This window comes from Nocardia sp. CA-084685, from assembly GCF_050955785.1.
In the GTDB taxonomy this organism is placed as follows: Bacteria; Actinomycetota; Actinomycetes; order Mycobacteriales; family Mycobacteriaceae; genus Nocardia.
Map to the genome: position 1 here is coordinate 6937467 of NZ_CP192094.1, position 13788 is coordinate 6951254.

Here is a 13788-nt window from a genome sequence, read left to right on the forward strand (position 1 = left end):
TGCATCTCGGGATCCACGGCACGCAGACCGACCGCCGTTATCCGAGCCAGTGGATCCGCGCCGTCGGTGCGAAACCTGCGGCGACCGTGAGGTTTCCGTTCGGTTCGCGGCGGCAGGATGCGATGGCGATGTGACACGGTCGCGGTATATCGGGTGGGATCCGGACACCGCCGTCGATTTCGTACCGCATATTGGTGACCTTCCAGGAGCGGGCCTTGGGATCGTCCGGGTTGATCGGTGGTTGGTCGGGCCGCACGACGGCCATGACCTCGGTGACACCGATCGGCCACATGAAGACCAGTAGCCCCGCCTGTTCGGCGAGTCCAGTCACTGCCGGGATGCCACTCGGGGTCGGATCGTCCTGCGGCTGTTCATGTCCGCCTTGTGGCTTCGCGACCGGAGCGGTATCGGATCGCGTGGTCTCCGAGTACCTGCCCGCGACCGCGGCGGCCACTGCGTACACCGGCTGCCCCGCGGCTGGTGCACCACCGTCCTCGAGCTCGGTCGCCTGTGTGCGGCCGACCACGCGCCACGACCCGTCCGGCTGCAACCTGGTCACTCGGTAGGCGACGTTATCCGTCGATGTCGGCGACCACGCTACGAGCACCGACCCATTCGCCAACCGGGTGGCCTCGACCCGCTGCGGAGCCTCGAGCGGCGACTCCGCGAGCGCGGTGACCGCACCCCCGTGATCGGCGCAGATCTCGACCACGGCGAGCAGTCCGCGCATCCTGGCATCGGTTGGGCCGGACTGTGCCTCGGCGAAGAGCCGGTCCGCTTCGGCAATCGCGTACCGGGCTTCGGCGAGCAACTGGTCGATACTCGGCACTTGGTTCGGCGGCAGCAGATCGGAGGCGGTGCGGCGCACCTTTTCCAGCTGCGCAAGCGCCTCGAAATACCGCTTTGCCGCGCAGGCGGCCATCGCATCGCGCCAGTGGGCCTTGGCCTCGTTCAGTACCCGGTCGACCTCATCGGATACCGAACGAATCGGCGTGAGCCCTTCCCCATCGGGGCCGGCCAGCCGGTGCGCCTCCTCGACATGCCGCGCGGCCTCCTGTGGACGTGCCCCGCGCAGTGCCGCCCGAGCAGCCCTGAGCGGTGCCTCCCAGAGTCTGGGGGCAGGAGGTGAGGATATGGGTTGCGGCGGTGCGGTCGGCGGCGAATTCTCGACTCGCGCACCGAGTTCCGCGGCGATCTCGGTGAGCACCCGAGTAGCTTCGGACCGCTCGAGACCCAACCGCATCGCCTCGTCGAGCAGGTATTGGAAGTCGTCGCCGACGAGTTCGTCCTCGACCAGCACCGCCGCCCTGACCTGCGGCCGCAATTCCTCGGCGACATCCTCGGCCACCGACCGCAGATATTCCCGCAGCGTCGCCTCGTCCGATTCGAGTACATCCTGGATATGAATCAGTAACTCGTCCAAGACAACTCGGATGCGTCCAGGCGGCAGCTCGCGCGACCGAGCACGCAAAGCCTCGGCGCGCAATCGAATCTCCTGGGTCTGACCGGCTTTCGCCGGATCCACCCGCAGCAGCGCGAACAGCGTGGGCGTGGGTTCACCGTCGATGAGCCGTTCCCATTCGCTGAGCAGCTGCCGAACCTGTTGTCTGCGTTGGTCGGTGAGCACACCGACGGGCATCGGAGCGTCCTCGATCACCCGATGCCTGCGCAATCGAGTCGCGACCTCGGTGGCACTGAGTCCGCCCATCGCGCCGATCTCCTCCAGCCCGGACACCTTCCCGGCCGGAACCCCACCGTGCCGCTGCACCAATCGGGAGATCGCCGCGTCGAGCATCTCGTAGCGGTCCGCATCCCGCCGCTCGCGCATCTCCCGAATCCGCCCCGCTTCCACGCGACGTGCTGCCGAATCGAACAGCACCCGAGACAGCACTGGATGCGCTGCCACGAGCAGACCCACGAGCACCCGGTATTTCGGATGGTCGCGCTGGCGCTGCCAGAAACCCCAGACCTCCTCGACCCGCACGGCGATCTCGGCATCGCTGAGCGAGTCCACCTCGTCCAGCGGAATGTCGTAGAGCTCGAACGGATCCGACTCCCCGGGCCCGCCGCGGCGCTCGACATCGGCGAGTACCCGCTTGCGATAGTCGTTCGGGTTGAACGCCTCCATGGTCCCGGCTCAGCTGTCGCGGCGGCGGGTGCGCTGGACCTGATCGAGTTCGCGCGCGACATCCGCTTGCGACAGAGTCGCACCGGTCTGCGCGGTCAAGACCAGCGGAATATCGGCGTCGACGTGATGGCAGGTGACGCGCAGGACGCCGTCGAAACCCATCTCGAAGGTCACCCGCACCTCGCTGCCCTCGGGATAGCCCGCGGGAATGCCGCGAATGCGTCCTTCCACCAGCACCTTCGTATCCTCGGGTCGCGCCGATGCCGCCTGGCCCTGCTGTTCGACGATGGTCAGCGCGATTTCGTCCTGATCCGCACGCACGGTGCCGAAGGAGCGACGAACTTTGACCGGCAGGGTCGAGTTGCGATGCACCAACCAGGTTGCCGCTAGCCCGTACTGGTAGTCCAGTGCGAGCACGCCGAAACCGCGCGAAACGACGGTATCGACCTGGATTTCGAGCATCCGACGCACCAGCCCGACCGGGTGCCCGAAGGAGGCGGCGACGCGGGCGATCGATTGGTCCAGATCGGCCGGTGCCGCGTCCTCGATCTGCGCACCGTCGCGCAGTCGGCCGCGCGTGGTGAGGTCGGCGAGGACCAGACGTTCCAGCTCCAGCTTTTCGCCGTAGAGTGCCGCGCCGCGTGCCACCGATAGGTCGGGATCGCGCAGTTCACCAGCGAGATCGAACTCCTTACGCAATTCGCGCTCCACCATCGGCATGCGCGAGGACCCGCCGACGAGCAGCAGGCGGTCGACGGATGCGACGCCGCGCTTGCTCGCCGCAGCCAGGCAGTCGCGGGTCAGGTCGATGGTGCGGCGCATGAGTGATGCGGTCATCGCGTCGACTTCATCGCGCGTCAGCGGGATCACCGCGCGAGCACCGTCGTGCGCGATCACCACATCGGTGCGCTCGGCATCGGTCAACTCGCGTTTGGCACGTTCGGCGGCCAGCACCAACATCTGCGAACCCGCCGAATCATCGAGCGGGTCTTCGGCATCCGGATTCGCCTCGCAGAACTTCTGCGAAAGATACAGCGCGATGCGTTCATCCCAGTCCGCGCCGCCGAGTTGGTGATCACCCTCGACCGCGAGCACCGAAATGCGGCGGTCTGCGAGTTCGATAACGGTGGCGTCGAAGGTGCCGCCGCCCAGGTCGTAGACGAGCACCGTCTCGCGCGGGCCCGGCTTGCCGACTCCCGCACTGCCGTCGAGTCTGCCGAACCCGTAGGAGAGCGCCGCAGCGATGGGTTCGGAGAGCACACCGGCGACATCGAAGCCCGCATACGTGCCCGCATGGATGGTCGCGCGCCGCTCCTCGTCGCCGAAGTAGGCGGGCACGGTGATCACCGCGCGTTTCACCAGCTCGCCACCGCTGAATTCGGCATCGGCGGCGAGGCTCTTCAGGATCAGCGCCGAAACCGCAGGCGCGGACCACGTCTGACCGTGCGCGGCGAAACGCCAATCCGTATCGCCCATCCGCCGCTTCACCAGCGCGCACACATGCTCCGGATCGAGTCGGGCCTGCCGCCGCGCGCCCTCACCCACCAGATGATCGAACGCCGACGCGAACAAGACGACCGAAGGCACCGTCGCCTCACCGTTCAGACCGATCATGACTTCGGGCCGACCATCGGCGTCCATCCGCGCGATCGCCGAATTCGTCGTACCAAGGTCGATGCCGTAGACCCCCATGAGACGCGATGGTAGCAGCCACCTCCGACACCACCCCGGTTCCCGACACTGGATCCCGCTACCGCCCAGAACAATCGATGCGCCCCCACGAACTCGCGTTAAAGTGCGAGCATGACCGACCCCGCCGAGCCGCTCGCCCACTTGGCGGAACGCATCGAAGACCTCACCCGGGTAGTCGCCCGCCAAGCCACCACCATCGATCGCCTCGCAGACGAGGCCAAGGCCCGCGATCGCCGCGACCGCGCTGGCGCCGACCTCCCGCTTGTCCTGGAGCTCTTCGCCATCCACACCGACACCACCGCCTGCGCCGGCACCGCCGAATCCGCGCGCGAGCGTGCGGCATTCGAAGCGATCGTCACTCGCATCGAACGGCTCATCGTCGGCCGCGGCGCCACACTGGTCAACCCACAGCCTGGCGACGCCTTCGACTCGCTCACCATGGAAGCGGCGGACGTCGCCGATACCGACGATCCCGCCCTCGATCGCACGGTGGCATCCGTCGTCCAAACCGGCCTGACCATCTCCGGACGCTCGATCCGCCCGGCAGGCGTGATCGTCCGCAAACACCACTGACCACGCGCCGCCCCACCGCAGACACGGTCGCCTGACAGGAGCAATCGTGCGCCCATACGACCGATGACCTTCCGCCCGCCGGGCGAACACCCCTTCAGAAGTGGCAGTCACAGACGCAACTGTCGACCCACAGCACGCCAGTTCACCCGGCAGGCGTGATCGTCCGCAAACACCACTGACCACGCGCCGCCCCACCGCAGACACGGTCGCCTGACGGACCAGTCGTCCGCCCATACGACCGATGACCTTCCTCCCGCCGCACACGAGTACGCCCTTCAGGAGCGGGAGTCCACGGACGCGACTGTCGACCCGCCGCACACCGCACGCACGTTCACCCGGCAGGCGTGATCGTCCGCGGACACCGCTGAGGACTGCCGCCTGCCGAGCACGAATTCGCCCCCGAAACTCTGTGCCGCATGGAAGGTGCGCTAACTAAGCCTGGACGCGCGGGATCTCCGTACCAATTCGAGCCCAGCGGCCGGATTCTGCGCGCCAGACCACGGCGATCAGGCGTAGCAGCATAAAGGCCACTAGGCCGGTCCAGATGCCTGCTATGCCCCAGTTGAAGACGAGGGAGAGCCAGATGGCGGGAAGGAACCCGAGGAGGGCGGCCCCGAGGGTGGTATTGCGGAGGTAGGCGGCGTCGCCCGCGCCGAGCAGGACGCCGTCGAGAGCGAAGACAATGCCTGCGATCGGGATGATGGCGACGAAGAACCACCAGGCGACGTTGGTGCGGTCGAGCACGGCCGGATCGTCGGTGAAGAGTTCGGGGATGACGACGGCGCCTGCCGCGAAAGCCGCCGCCAGCACCACAGCGAATCCGCCCGACCAGCGGGTTATCCGGCGCGCAAGTCCGCGCGCACCAGTGACGTCACCCGCGCCCAGTGCCGCACCGACCAGCGTTTGGGCGGCGATCGCGAGCGAATCCAGGGTCAGGGCAAGGAAATTCCAAAGCTGTAGGACCAGCTGATGTGCGGCCACTGATGCGGCACCGAATCTGGAGGCGACAGCCGCAGCTGACACGAAGCTGGCTTGGAAAGCGAGGCTGCGGGCGATCAGATCGCGACCGAGAACCAATTGCGCCCGCATCACCGACCAGTGCGGCGCCAGCGGAACATGTGCGCGCAGCAGCGCGGTCAGGAAGAGCCCGGCCGTCACGGACTGTCCCGCCGCATTCGCGACCGCCGAACCCGCCAACTCCAGCCGCGGCGCACCCAGTAACCCGTGCACGAGCGTCGGGCACAACACCCCCGAAACCAGCAGTCCCGCAACAACGAACAGCAGCGGCCGACGCGTCTCCTGCACCCCGCGCAACCACCCGTTACCCGCCATCGCGATCAGAATCAGCGGCACCCCGAACAACGCGATCCGCACCCAGACCAACGCCTGCCCCGCAATATCCCCACCACCGGCGATCACATTCGTCAGCGGAACCGCAATCGCCTGCCCCACAACAAGAATCAGCGTCCCGACGATCACGGCAACCCAGGTCGCCTGCACCCCTTCCACGATCGCACCGCGCTCATCCCCCGCTCCGTGCCGCCGCGCCGCCCGCGCTGTTGTCCCATACGACAGGAACGTCAGCTGCGAACCGACCTGCGCCAGAATCAATCCGCCGACCGCGAGCCCGGCCAATGCCAATGCCCCGAGCCGCCCCACCACGGCCAGATCGAATAGCAGATAGATGGGCTCTGCCACCAGCACACCCAAGGTCGGCAAAGCGAGTCCGAGAATCCGTCGCGGCCCCACCGCACGGGTCGGATCCAACCCATCCCCGACCTCCGAGGCAGTCGCGACCATTGGATTCACCGGATCGATGCCCGTCGTGCGCGATGAATCCGGTCGTGTCTCACCCATTGACTCGATACCGCCGAAGTCGGCGAGCACAAGATCTGCCGGGTCCTGTCATACGCACACCACAATGCGGTCGAAAGGCAACTCCGCGCCTGGCGCGCTGCCACCCCTCTGCCGGAAACAGCGCTGAAGAATCGCGCACCTCTGTCCGACCTGCCAACCCACGACCGATACTCACCCGAGCTCGGCCAACAAAGCCGCTACGACCGACTCAGAGGTGCCGTTGGTGGTGTACCCCGCCGCGAACCGATGTCCGCCACCGCCCAAAGACGTTGCGACAGAAGCAACATCGACACCATCCTGCGCCCCCGGCACACTATCGCGCGAGCGCAGCGAAACCGTCCACCGATCCGGAATCGTGCGCGATTCCTTGAACACCGCGGCGACCCCGGCCTCGGAGGTGGTGCGGACGATGTCGACCACACTCTCCACCTCTTCCGAGCGCACTCCATCGACATCCTCGCGCCGCACAATGGCATACACCAGCCCGGTCCCACCGCCAGCCTGCGGCTCCAGCCGGGCCGAGCCGAGCACCCGCGACAGCATCGGCAACCAGCCGAACGGATGCGTATCCATCAGCGAGCGCGTGATTTCGGCACCGTCGATGCCGGTGGCCAACAGCCGTTCGGCCAGGTGATGGGTGCCGGGCCGCACCCAGCGGAAGGATCCGGTATCGGTGACCAGTCCGGCGTAGAGGCAATGTGCCACTTCGGCATCGATCGGCTCCTGCCAGGTATCGAGCAGCCGCGCGATCAGACTGGTCGTCGATTCCGCACTCGCATCGATCACATTGATCGTCCCGAACCGGGTATTGGAGCGATGATGATCCAACACCAAAGTCGTTGCGGCCCCGGCTAATCGATCACCGAGTGAACCCAGCCGACCGGCACTGCCACAGTCGACCGACACCACCAGATCCACCTCGGCGGGTACATCCGCGGGCGGCACCAGATGCCGCACACCGGGCAGCGTTCGCATCGTGGCGGGCAGTTCGGCGGGTTCGGCGAACGACACCCATACCGGGATACCGCGCCGATGCAGAACCAATGCCAGTGCCAGCCCGCTGCCGATGGTGTCGGCATCGGGCTGCACGTGACACAGGATGGTCACCGAACGGGCCGCGCTCAATGCGGCAACGGCCGGTCCGAAATCGACCGGATCGACAGCGACCCCCCTACCCGGGTCGACGGGCATCGTCGTCATGGTCTACCGCACGTCACTCGTCGGATTCGCGTTCGACCTTGTACGGGTCGGCATCGCCGGCGTGGGTGGCGGTGGCCGCCACCTTCGCGACCGCGTCGTCGGCGGCCCGCGCCCTGGCTAGTAGCTCTTCCATATCCCGTGCCGCGTCGGGCACCTTGTCCAGCACGAACGCCAATGTCGGGGTGAATTTCACGCCGGTGCCCGCGCCCACTTTCGAGCGCAGCACACCCTTCGCCTTCTCCAGACCGGCGGCCGCGGCCGCGTAATCCGGTTCCACGTCGAGGGTTTCGCCCATCACCGTGTAGTACACCGTCGCCTCGCGTAGATCGCCGGTGACCTTCGCATCGGTAATGGTCACGAAATTCAGACGCGGATCCTTCACCTCGTACTCGATCGCGGTCGCCACGATCGCGGAAATCCGCTTGGCGAGTCGGCGTGCCCTGGCTTGATCCACCATGGCTGAACCCTCCTCACTTGCTAACTCAGTCTTCGGGTCCGAAGATCCTGCGGCGCACTGCCAGCAACTCTAACTCCGGACGAGCCGCGACGTGCCGCTCACATTTGTCGAGTACCTCGGTCAAGTGATCCATACCGGAACTGACCATGGCGACTCCGAGCAATGAGCGACGGTAGCGGTCTTGTTCCCCACCCTCGGCGGCACTCACGCCGAAGCGCTGCAATTCGGCCAGCACGGGCCGGATCACCGAACGCTTCTGCTTCAGCGAGTGCACGTCTCCGAGCAGGACATCGAACTCCAGTGCACCCAGGTACACCCAAGCCTCCTGTATCGGCGCCTACGAAAAGATTGTCTCGGTGGTCCGGCCCAGCGTTGACGGCCGGACCGGACCACCGATGAACAAATCAGTCGCGCGGCTTCTCGCGCAGCTCGTAGGCCTCGATCACGTCGCCTTCCTTGATGTCGTTGTAGGTCAACGTCATACCGCATTCGAAGCCCTCGCGGACCTCGGTGACGTCGTCCTTCTCCCGCTTCAAGGTGGAGATCGTGACCGTCTCGGCGACTACCATGTTGTCGCGGAGCAGGCGCGCCTTGGCGTTGCGCTTGACCGAACCCGAGGTGACCATGCAGCCGGCGATATTGCCGACCTTGGACGAACGGAAGATCGCGCGGATCTCCGCCCGGCCCAGCTCGACCTCTTCGTAGATCGGCTTGAGCATGCCCTTGAGGGCCTTCTCGATTTCGTCGATGGCCTGGTAGATCACCGAGTAGTACCGGATGTCCACACCTTCGCGGTTGGCCAGCTCGGTCGCCTTGCCCTCGGCCCGGACGTTGAACCCGATGATGATCGCGTTCGACGCCGACGCCAGGTTGACGTTGGTCTCGGTGACGCCACCGACACCGCGGTCGATGACCCGCAAGCGCACCTCGTCGTCGATCTCGATACCGAGCAGCGCCTCCTCGAGGGCCTCGACGGTACCGGAGTTGTCGCCCTTGAGGATCAGGTTGAGCTCCGAAGTCTCCTTCAGCGCGGCATCCAGGTCTTCCAGGCTGATCCGCTTGCGGCTGCGCGCGGCCAGTGCATTGCGCTTACGCGCATTGCGGCGGTCGGCGATCTGGCGAGCGATCCGGTCCTCGTCGACGACGAGCAGGTTGTCACCGGCACCCGGCACCGACGTGAAGCCGATGACCTGGACCGGCCGCGACGGCAGCGCAGCGACGACATCGTCGCCGTGCTCGTCGACCATGCGGCGGACGCGACCGTAGGCGTCACCCGCCACGATCGAATCACCGACGCGCAGCGTGCCGCGCTGGATGAGCACGGTCGCCACCGGGCCTCGGCCGCGGTCGAGGTGCGCTTCGATGGCGACACCCTGTGCGTCCATGTCCGGGTTGGCCCGCAGATCCAGCGCCGCGTCCGCGGTCAGCAGGACCGCCTCGAGCAGTTGCTCGATATTTGTCCCCTGCTTGGCGGAGATGTCGACGAACATGGTGTCGCCACCGTATTCCTCGGCAACCAGGTTGTATTCGGTCAGCTGCTGCCGGATCTTGTCCGGGTTCGCACCTTCCTTGTCGATCTTGTTGACCGCGACCACGATCGGCACGTCGGCCGCCTGGGCGTGGTTGATGGCCTCCACTGTCTGCGGCATGACGCCGTCGTCGGCGGCGACCACCAGAATCGCGATATCGGTGGCCTTGGCACCACGGGCACGCATGGCGGTGAACGCCTCGTGACCCGGGGTGTCGATGAAGGTGATGAGTCGGTCGTTATCGCCCAGATGGGTGAGCACCTGGTAGGCGCCGATGTGCTGGGTGATGCCACCGGCCTCGCCCTCACGGACGTTGGCCTTACGGATGGTGTCGAGCAGTCGGGTTTTACCGTGGTCGACGTGACCCATGACGGTCACCACCGGCGGGCGCTGTTCGAGGTCTTCCTCGCCGCCCTCGTCCTCACCGTAGGTCAGGTCGAACGATTCCAGCAGCTCGCGGTCCTCGTCCTCGGGGCTGACCACGTGCACGACGTAGTTCATCTCGCTGCCGAGCAGCTCGAGGGTCTCGTCGTTCACCGACTGGGTCGCGGTGACCATCTCACCGAGGTTGAACAGGGCTTGCACCAAGGCGGCCGGGTTCGCATCGATCTTCTCCGCGAAGTCCGACAGCGAGGCACCGCGGGCGAGACGGATGATCTCGCCGTTACCGCGCGGCAGCCGCACGCCACCGATGGCGGGGGCTTGCATGCTTTCGTACTCGGCGCGCTTCGCCCGCTTCGACTTACGGCCACGACGCGGGGCGCCGCCGGGACGACCGAACGCACCGGCCGCACCGCCACGGCCACCGGGACCACCCGGACGACCGCCGCCACCGCCACCGGGACGACCGCGGAAACCACCGGCCGCGGGAGCACCGGCACCTGCACCGGGCGCACCCGTGCCGCCGCCGCCACCACCGCCGCCGCGGTAGCCACCGCCACCGCCGCCACCGGGACGGCCGCCGCCACCACCCGGGCCACCGCCCGGACGACCCGGACGGCCCGCACCGGCACCGCCCGGACCCGGACGGGCCGAACGCGCGGGCATCGCACCCGGATTCGGGCGCGGCGGCATCGAGCCGGGGCTCGGACGCGGCCCACCGGGACGCGGACCGCCCTGGCCCGGAGCCGGCCGGGTACCGCCCTGAGCGCCACCACCCGGACGCGGACCGGCCTGGGCCGGACCCGGACGCGGACCCTGGCCGGGACCTGGACGCGGTCCACCCTGGCTGGAGGCAGGACGCGGCGCGGGACGCTCCCGATCGGGCGCGGAAGAGAAGGGGTTGTTGCCGACGCGCGGGGTCTTCGGCCCCGGCTTCGGACCCGGACCGCCGGGACGCGGACCACCGTGCGCCGGAGCACCGGAACGCTGCTGCTGACCGGGACGTGCGCCACCCGGGGTCGGGCGCGGTCCGCTCGGCGCCGGAGCGCTGGGTGTCGAAGCGCTCGGTGCCGGGGCGGCCTTCGCGGCCGGAGCCGCCGGGGTCTCCTGGACCGGAGCGGTTTCCCGGGCGGGCGGCTTGGCCGGACCGGGACGCGCGGCCGGGCCGGGCCGGGCACCGTCGGACGGACGCGCGGCCGGAGCCGCGGTCTCACGAGCGGCCGGAGCCGCCGGGGACGCCGCCTGCGCGGGGGACGGGGTACGTGGACCCGGACGCGGACCGCCACCTGTGGCGGGCTTCGCGGCCGGAGTGGATGCCGGGCCGGGACGAGCCCCGGACTTCGCGGTGCCGTTCGACGGGGCGGACTTCCCCGCGACCGACTCGCGCAGCCGACGTGCGACGGGTGCTTCCACCGTCGAGGACGCCGACTTCACGAACTCGCCCTGCTCCTTGAGCGTTGCGAGTAGTTCTTTGCTCGTGACACCGAGTTCTTTGGCCAACTCGTGCACGCGGGCCTTGCCTGCCACTGCTCTCCTCACTGAGAGGTCGAGCAGTGCCTCCGCCTAGGGAAGGCGGGCCCGCACGACCTCGGGTTATCTCCGATGGACGTTCATCGTTGGTGCTTCACGGTGTGCTCATGAGTGCTCGTGCCTGTTCTCGAGGTACTTCTCCAGGGCTGAGATATCCAGTTGTCCGGACACTCGTAGTGCTCTGCCGAATGCTCGGCGTCGTTCTGCGGTGCGTAAACAAACCGAAACGGGGTGCAGCCAGGCACCCCGTCCGGGAAGTCTGCGCCACGGATCGGGGACTATCGCAACAACTTCGGAACCGTCACCGGTCTCACAGTCCTGCGCCACGATCCGCAACAGATCGACGGCCAACTCGCGCTTTCGGCATCCGATACACGTCCGCACCGGAGCCGCTCGACGTCGGTGCGCCGGGACTTGCTCGGTGGTGCGTTCGAACAAAGAAACCGAAGGCTCGGGCTGAACCTGACACCACTCTACCGCTGTCCCGCTCGGAACACCGAACCCCGCCCCCGTCGAAGTTACGAACCTGTCATCCGGCGGGCTCGATCGGCGGGGATCGATCAACTCCGATGCGCCTCCGTCCGCACACTGCCGCTGCCCGCATCCGGGGTGGCATCGCTGCGAATATCGATCCGCCAACCGGTCAGGCGGGCCGCCAACCTGGCGTTCTGCCCTTCCTTGCCGATCGCGAGCGAAAGCTGGAAGTCGGGGACGACCACGCGCGCGGCGCGGGCTTCTGGATCCACGATCGTGACCGATACAACTTTCGAAGGCGAGAGCGCATTCCCGACGAAGGTCGCCGGATCATCCGCGTAATCGATGATGTCGATCTTCTCCCCCGCCAATTCGCTCATCACGTTGCGCACGCGCTGACCCATCGGGCCGATGCACGCCCCCTTGGCATTGACGCCGGGCACGGTGGTGCGCACCGCGATCTTGGAGCGGTGTCCGGCCTCGCGGGCGACCGCGACGATCTCCACCGAACCATCGGCGATCTCGGGCACCTCGAGTGCGAACAGTCGGCGCACCAGATTCGGATGGGTGCGCGACAGGGTGATCTGCGGGCCGCGCGGGCCGCGGGAGACACCGACGACGTAGCACTTGATGCGGTCGCCGTGCTCATAGCTTTCGCCGGGCACCTGCTCGGCGGGCGGGATCAGTCCCTCGGTGCCGTGCAGTTCGCTGCCGATGCGCACCACGACGGTGCCGCGGGCATTGGCGCGGGCATCGCGCTGCACCACACCGCCCACGATGTCGCCCTCGTGGGTGGAGAATTCGCCGAAGGATTTCTCGTTCTCGGCATCGCGCAACCGCTGCAGCACCACCTGGCGCGCGGTGGTCGCCGCGATCCGGCCGAAACCCTCTGGGGTGTCGTCCCATTCGGAGATGACATTGCCGTCGACGTCGAGTTCGCGCGCCATCACTCGGACCACGCCGGTCTTCTGGTTGATATCGATGCGCGCGTTGGGCTGGTGGCCCTCGGTATGGCGGTAGGCCGTGAGCAGTGCCGACTCGATCGCGGAGATCACGGTCTCGATCGAGATCCCTTTATCGGCGACAATCGCGCGCAGGGCTTCGATTTCGATGTTCATTCCACGATCCCTTCGGTCGGCGAATCGGACGCTTCTACTGATTCGGTTGGTACATCGGTTGTTCCTCGGACATCGGCGGTGGGATCCACCGCTTCCTCTTGGCCCGGCCGCGGACGACCGGGCGCGACTCCGCCCGCGAGTTCCAGTTCCCGCGCGCCGGGCGGATTGAATTCCACCTGGACGACGGCCTCGGCGATATCGGCCAGCGGAATCGTCACCCGGTGCGGCTTGTTCTTCCCGCCGAGCACCAGCGCCACCGTGTCATCGGTGAGGACGCCGACCCTGGCCTCGAACTTGTCCGATGACTTCGGATCCGGCGACGGGGCGCCGGTGCGTAGTTTGATCCGCACCTTGCGGCCCTGGGCGCGACGCCAGTGGCGGTCGGCGGTGAGCGGGCGGTCGATGCCAGGGCTGGTCACCTCGAGCAGATAGGGCGTCTCGCCGAAATCGCCGGCATTGTCGAGGGCCTCGGAGAGTTCGGTGCTCAGTCCGGCAATGGTGTCGAGATCGGAAACGGCATCGCTGTCGACAATCACCTTCACCCGAGCCTGGGCATCCACATGCTTGCCCACCGTCGAGATCTCGACACCCTCGAGGTCGAATCCTCGGCGCTCGACGAGTCCAGCAACGAGCTGGCTCACCCTTTCCTCAGTCGGCATGGGCATGTGGGGCGGCTCCTGGTTCAGTTGTCAGACGGCGGGAAAATTCTCTACCGAAGATCTAGCGTAACGCGCCTCGAGAGTGTAAAGGACCAACGGCCTCGAGCAAGTTTCCTGGCCACGCGCCCGCGACACGGCGCCGGGGTGTCACGCCGACCGCACGGCAGACGCTCGGTCGGCCGTGCCAGGC

Annotated in this window: 11 protein-coding genes; 1 reads left to right on the plus strand and 10 read right to left on the minus strand. The window is 67.3% G+C overall.

Annotation, left to right across the window (positions count from 1 at the left end; translation table 11 throughout):
• Positions 1 to 37: 37 nt before the first annotated feature.
• Both ACQP2U_RS30800 and ACQP2U_RS30805 read right to left on the minus strand, forming a co-directional pair.
• The gene (locus tag ACQP2U_RS30800; protein ID WP_433710673.1) at positions 38 to 2128 is read right to left on the minus strand and encodes an Ig-like domain repeat protein; all 2091 of its coding nucleotides are present in this window, start codon (positions 2126 to 2128) and stop codon (positions 38 to 40) included.
• Between the two features lie 9 nt (positions 2129 to 2137).
• Complete coding sequence (locus ACQP2U_RS30805; protein WP_433710674.1) at positions 2138 to 3820, minus strand: Hsp70 family protein; 1683 nt, start codon at positions 3818 to 3820, stop codon at positions 2138 to 2140.
• A 111-nt stretch (positions 3821 to 3931) separates the two neighbouring features.
• Here ACQP2U_RS30805 and grpE point away from each other — a divergent pair, with 111 nt between their 5' ends.
• A complete protein-coding gene (grpE, locus tag ACQP2U_RS30810) occupies positions 3932 to 4393 on the plus strand; it encodes a nucleotide exchange factor GrpE (protein WP_433710675.1) in 462 nt (153 codons plus the stop codon).
• A 432-nt stretch (positions 4394 to 4825) separates the two neighbouring features.
• Here the strand turns inward: grpE and ACQP2U_RS30815 are convergent, their stop codons facing one another.
• The 8 genes from ACQP2U_RS30815 to rimP form a co-directional block, all read right to left on the minus strand.
• Positions 4826 to 6193 carry an MATE family efflux transporter gene (locus ACQP2U_RS30815; protein WP_433716630.1) on the minus strand — a complete coding sequence of 456 codons (1368 nt, stop codon included), beginning with the start codon at positions 6191 to 6193 and terminating at the stop codon, positions 4826 to 4828.
• 228 nt (positions 6194 to 6421) lie between these two features.
• Positions 6422 to 7450, minus strand: coding sequence for a DHH family phosphoesterase (locus ACQP2U_RS30820; protein WP_433710676.1), 1029 nt, complete (start codon positions 7448 to 7450; stop codon positions 6422 to 6424).
• Positions 7451 to 7463: 13 nt separating this feature from the next.
• Complete coding sequence (gene rbfA, locus ACQP2U_RS30825; RefSeq protein ID WP_433710677.1) at positions 7464 to 7907, minus strand: 30S ribosome-binding factor RbfA; 444 nt, start codon at positions 7905 to 7907, stop codon at positions 7464 to 7466.
• Positions 7908 to 7932: 25 nt separating this feature from the next.
• A complete protein-coding gene (locus tag ACQP2U_RS30830; protein ID WP_397032152.1) occupies positions 7933 to 8223 on the minus strand; it encodes a DUF503 domain-containing protein in 291 nt (96 codons plus the stop codon).
• Positions 8224 to 8311: 88 nt separating this feature from the next.
• The gene (gene infB, locus ACQP2U_RS30835; protein ID WP_433710678.1) at positions 8312 to 11344 is read right to left on the minus strand and encodes a translation initiation factor IF-2; all 3033 of its coding nucleotides are present in this window, start codon (positions 11342 to 11344) and stop codon (positions 8312 to 8314) included.
• A 108-nt stretch (positions 11345 to 11452) separates the two neighbouring features.
• The gene (locus tag ACQP2U_RS30840) at positions 11453 to 11785 is read right to left on the minus strand and encodes a YlxR family protein (protein WP_433710679.1); all 333 of its coding nucleotides are present in this window, start codon (positions 11783 to 11785) and stop codon (positions 11453 to 11455) included.
• Between the two features lie 122 nt (positions 11786 to 11907).
• On the minus strand, positions 11908 to 12939 hold the full coding sequence (nusA, locus tag ACQP2U_RS30845; protein ID WP_364392403.1) for a transcription termination factor NusA: 1032 nt from the start codon (positions 12937 to 12939) through the stop codon (positions 11908 to 11910).
• Positions 12936 to 13604 (minus strand): ribosome maturation factor RimP, encoded by a 669-nt coding sequence (gene rimP / locus ACQP2U_RS30850; protein ID WP_433710680.1) that lies wholly within the window; start codon positions 13602 to 13604, stop codon positions 12936 to 12938. The genes nusA and rimP overlap by 4 nt, the downstream gene beginning before the upstream one ends.
• Positions 13605 to 13788: the final 184 nt, after the last annotated feature.

Coding starts and splice junctions, on each gene's coding strand:
- ACQP2U_RS30820 (WP_433710676.1), bottom strand. CDS start 7,450: ATGACGACGATGCCCGTCGACCCGGGTAGGGGGGTCGCTGTCGATCCG.
- rimP (WP_433710680.1), bottom strand. CDS start 13,604: ATGCCCATGCCGACTGAGGAAAGGGTGAGCCAGCTCGTTGCTGGACTC.
- rbfA (WP_433710677.1), bottom strand. CDS start 7,907: ATGGTGGATCAAGCCAGGGCACGCCGACTCGCCAAGCGGATTTCCGCG.
- nusA (WP_364392403.1), bottom strand. CDS start 12,939: ATGAACATCGAAATCGAAGCCCTGCGCGCGATTGTCGCCGATAAAGGG.
- grpE (WP_433710675.1), top strand. CDS start 3,932: ATGACCGACCCCGCCGAGCCGCTCGCCCACTTGGCGGAACGCATCGAA.
- ACQP2U_RS30815 (WP_433716630.1), bottom strand. CDS start 6,193: ATGGTCGCGACTGCCTCGGAGGTCGGGGATGGGTTGGATCCGACCCGT.
- ACQP2U_RS30800 (WP_433710673.1), bottom strand. CDS start 2,128: ATGGAGGCGTTCAACCCGAACGACTATCGCAAGCGGGTACTCGCCGAT.
- ACQP2U_RS30805 (WP_433710674.1), bottom strand. CDS start 3,820: ATGGGGGTCTACGGCATCGACCTTGGTACGACGAATTCGGCGATCGCG.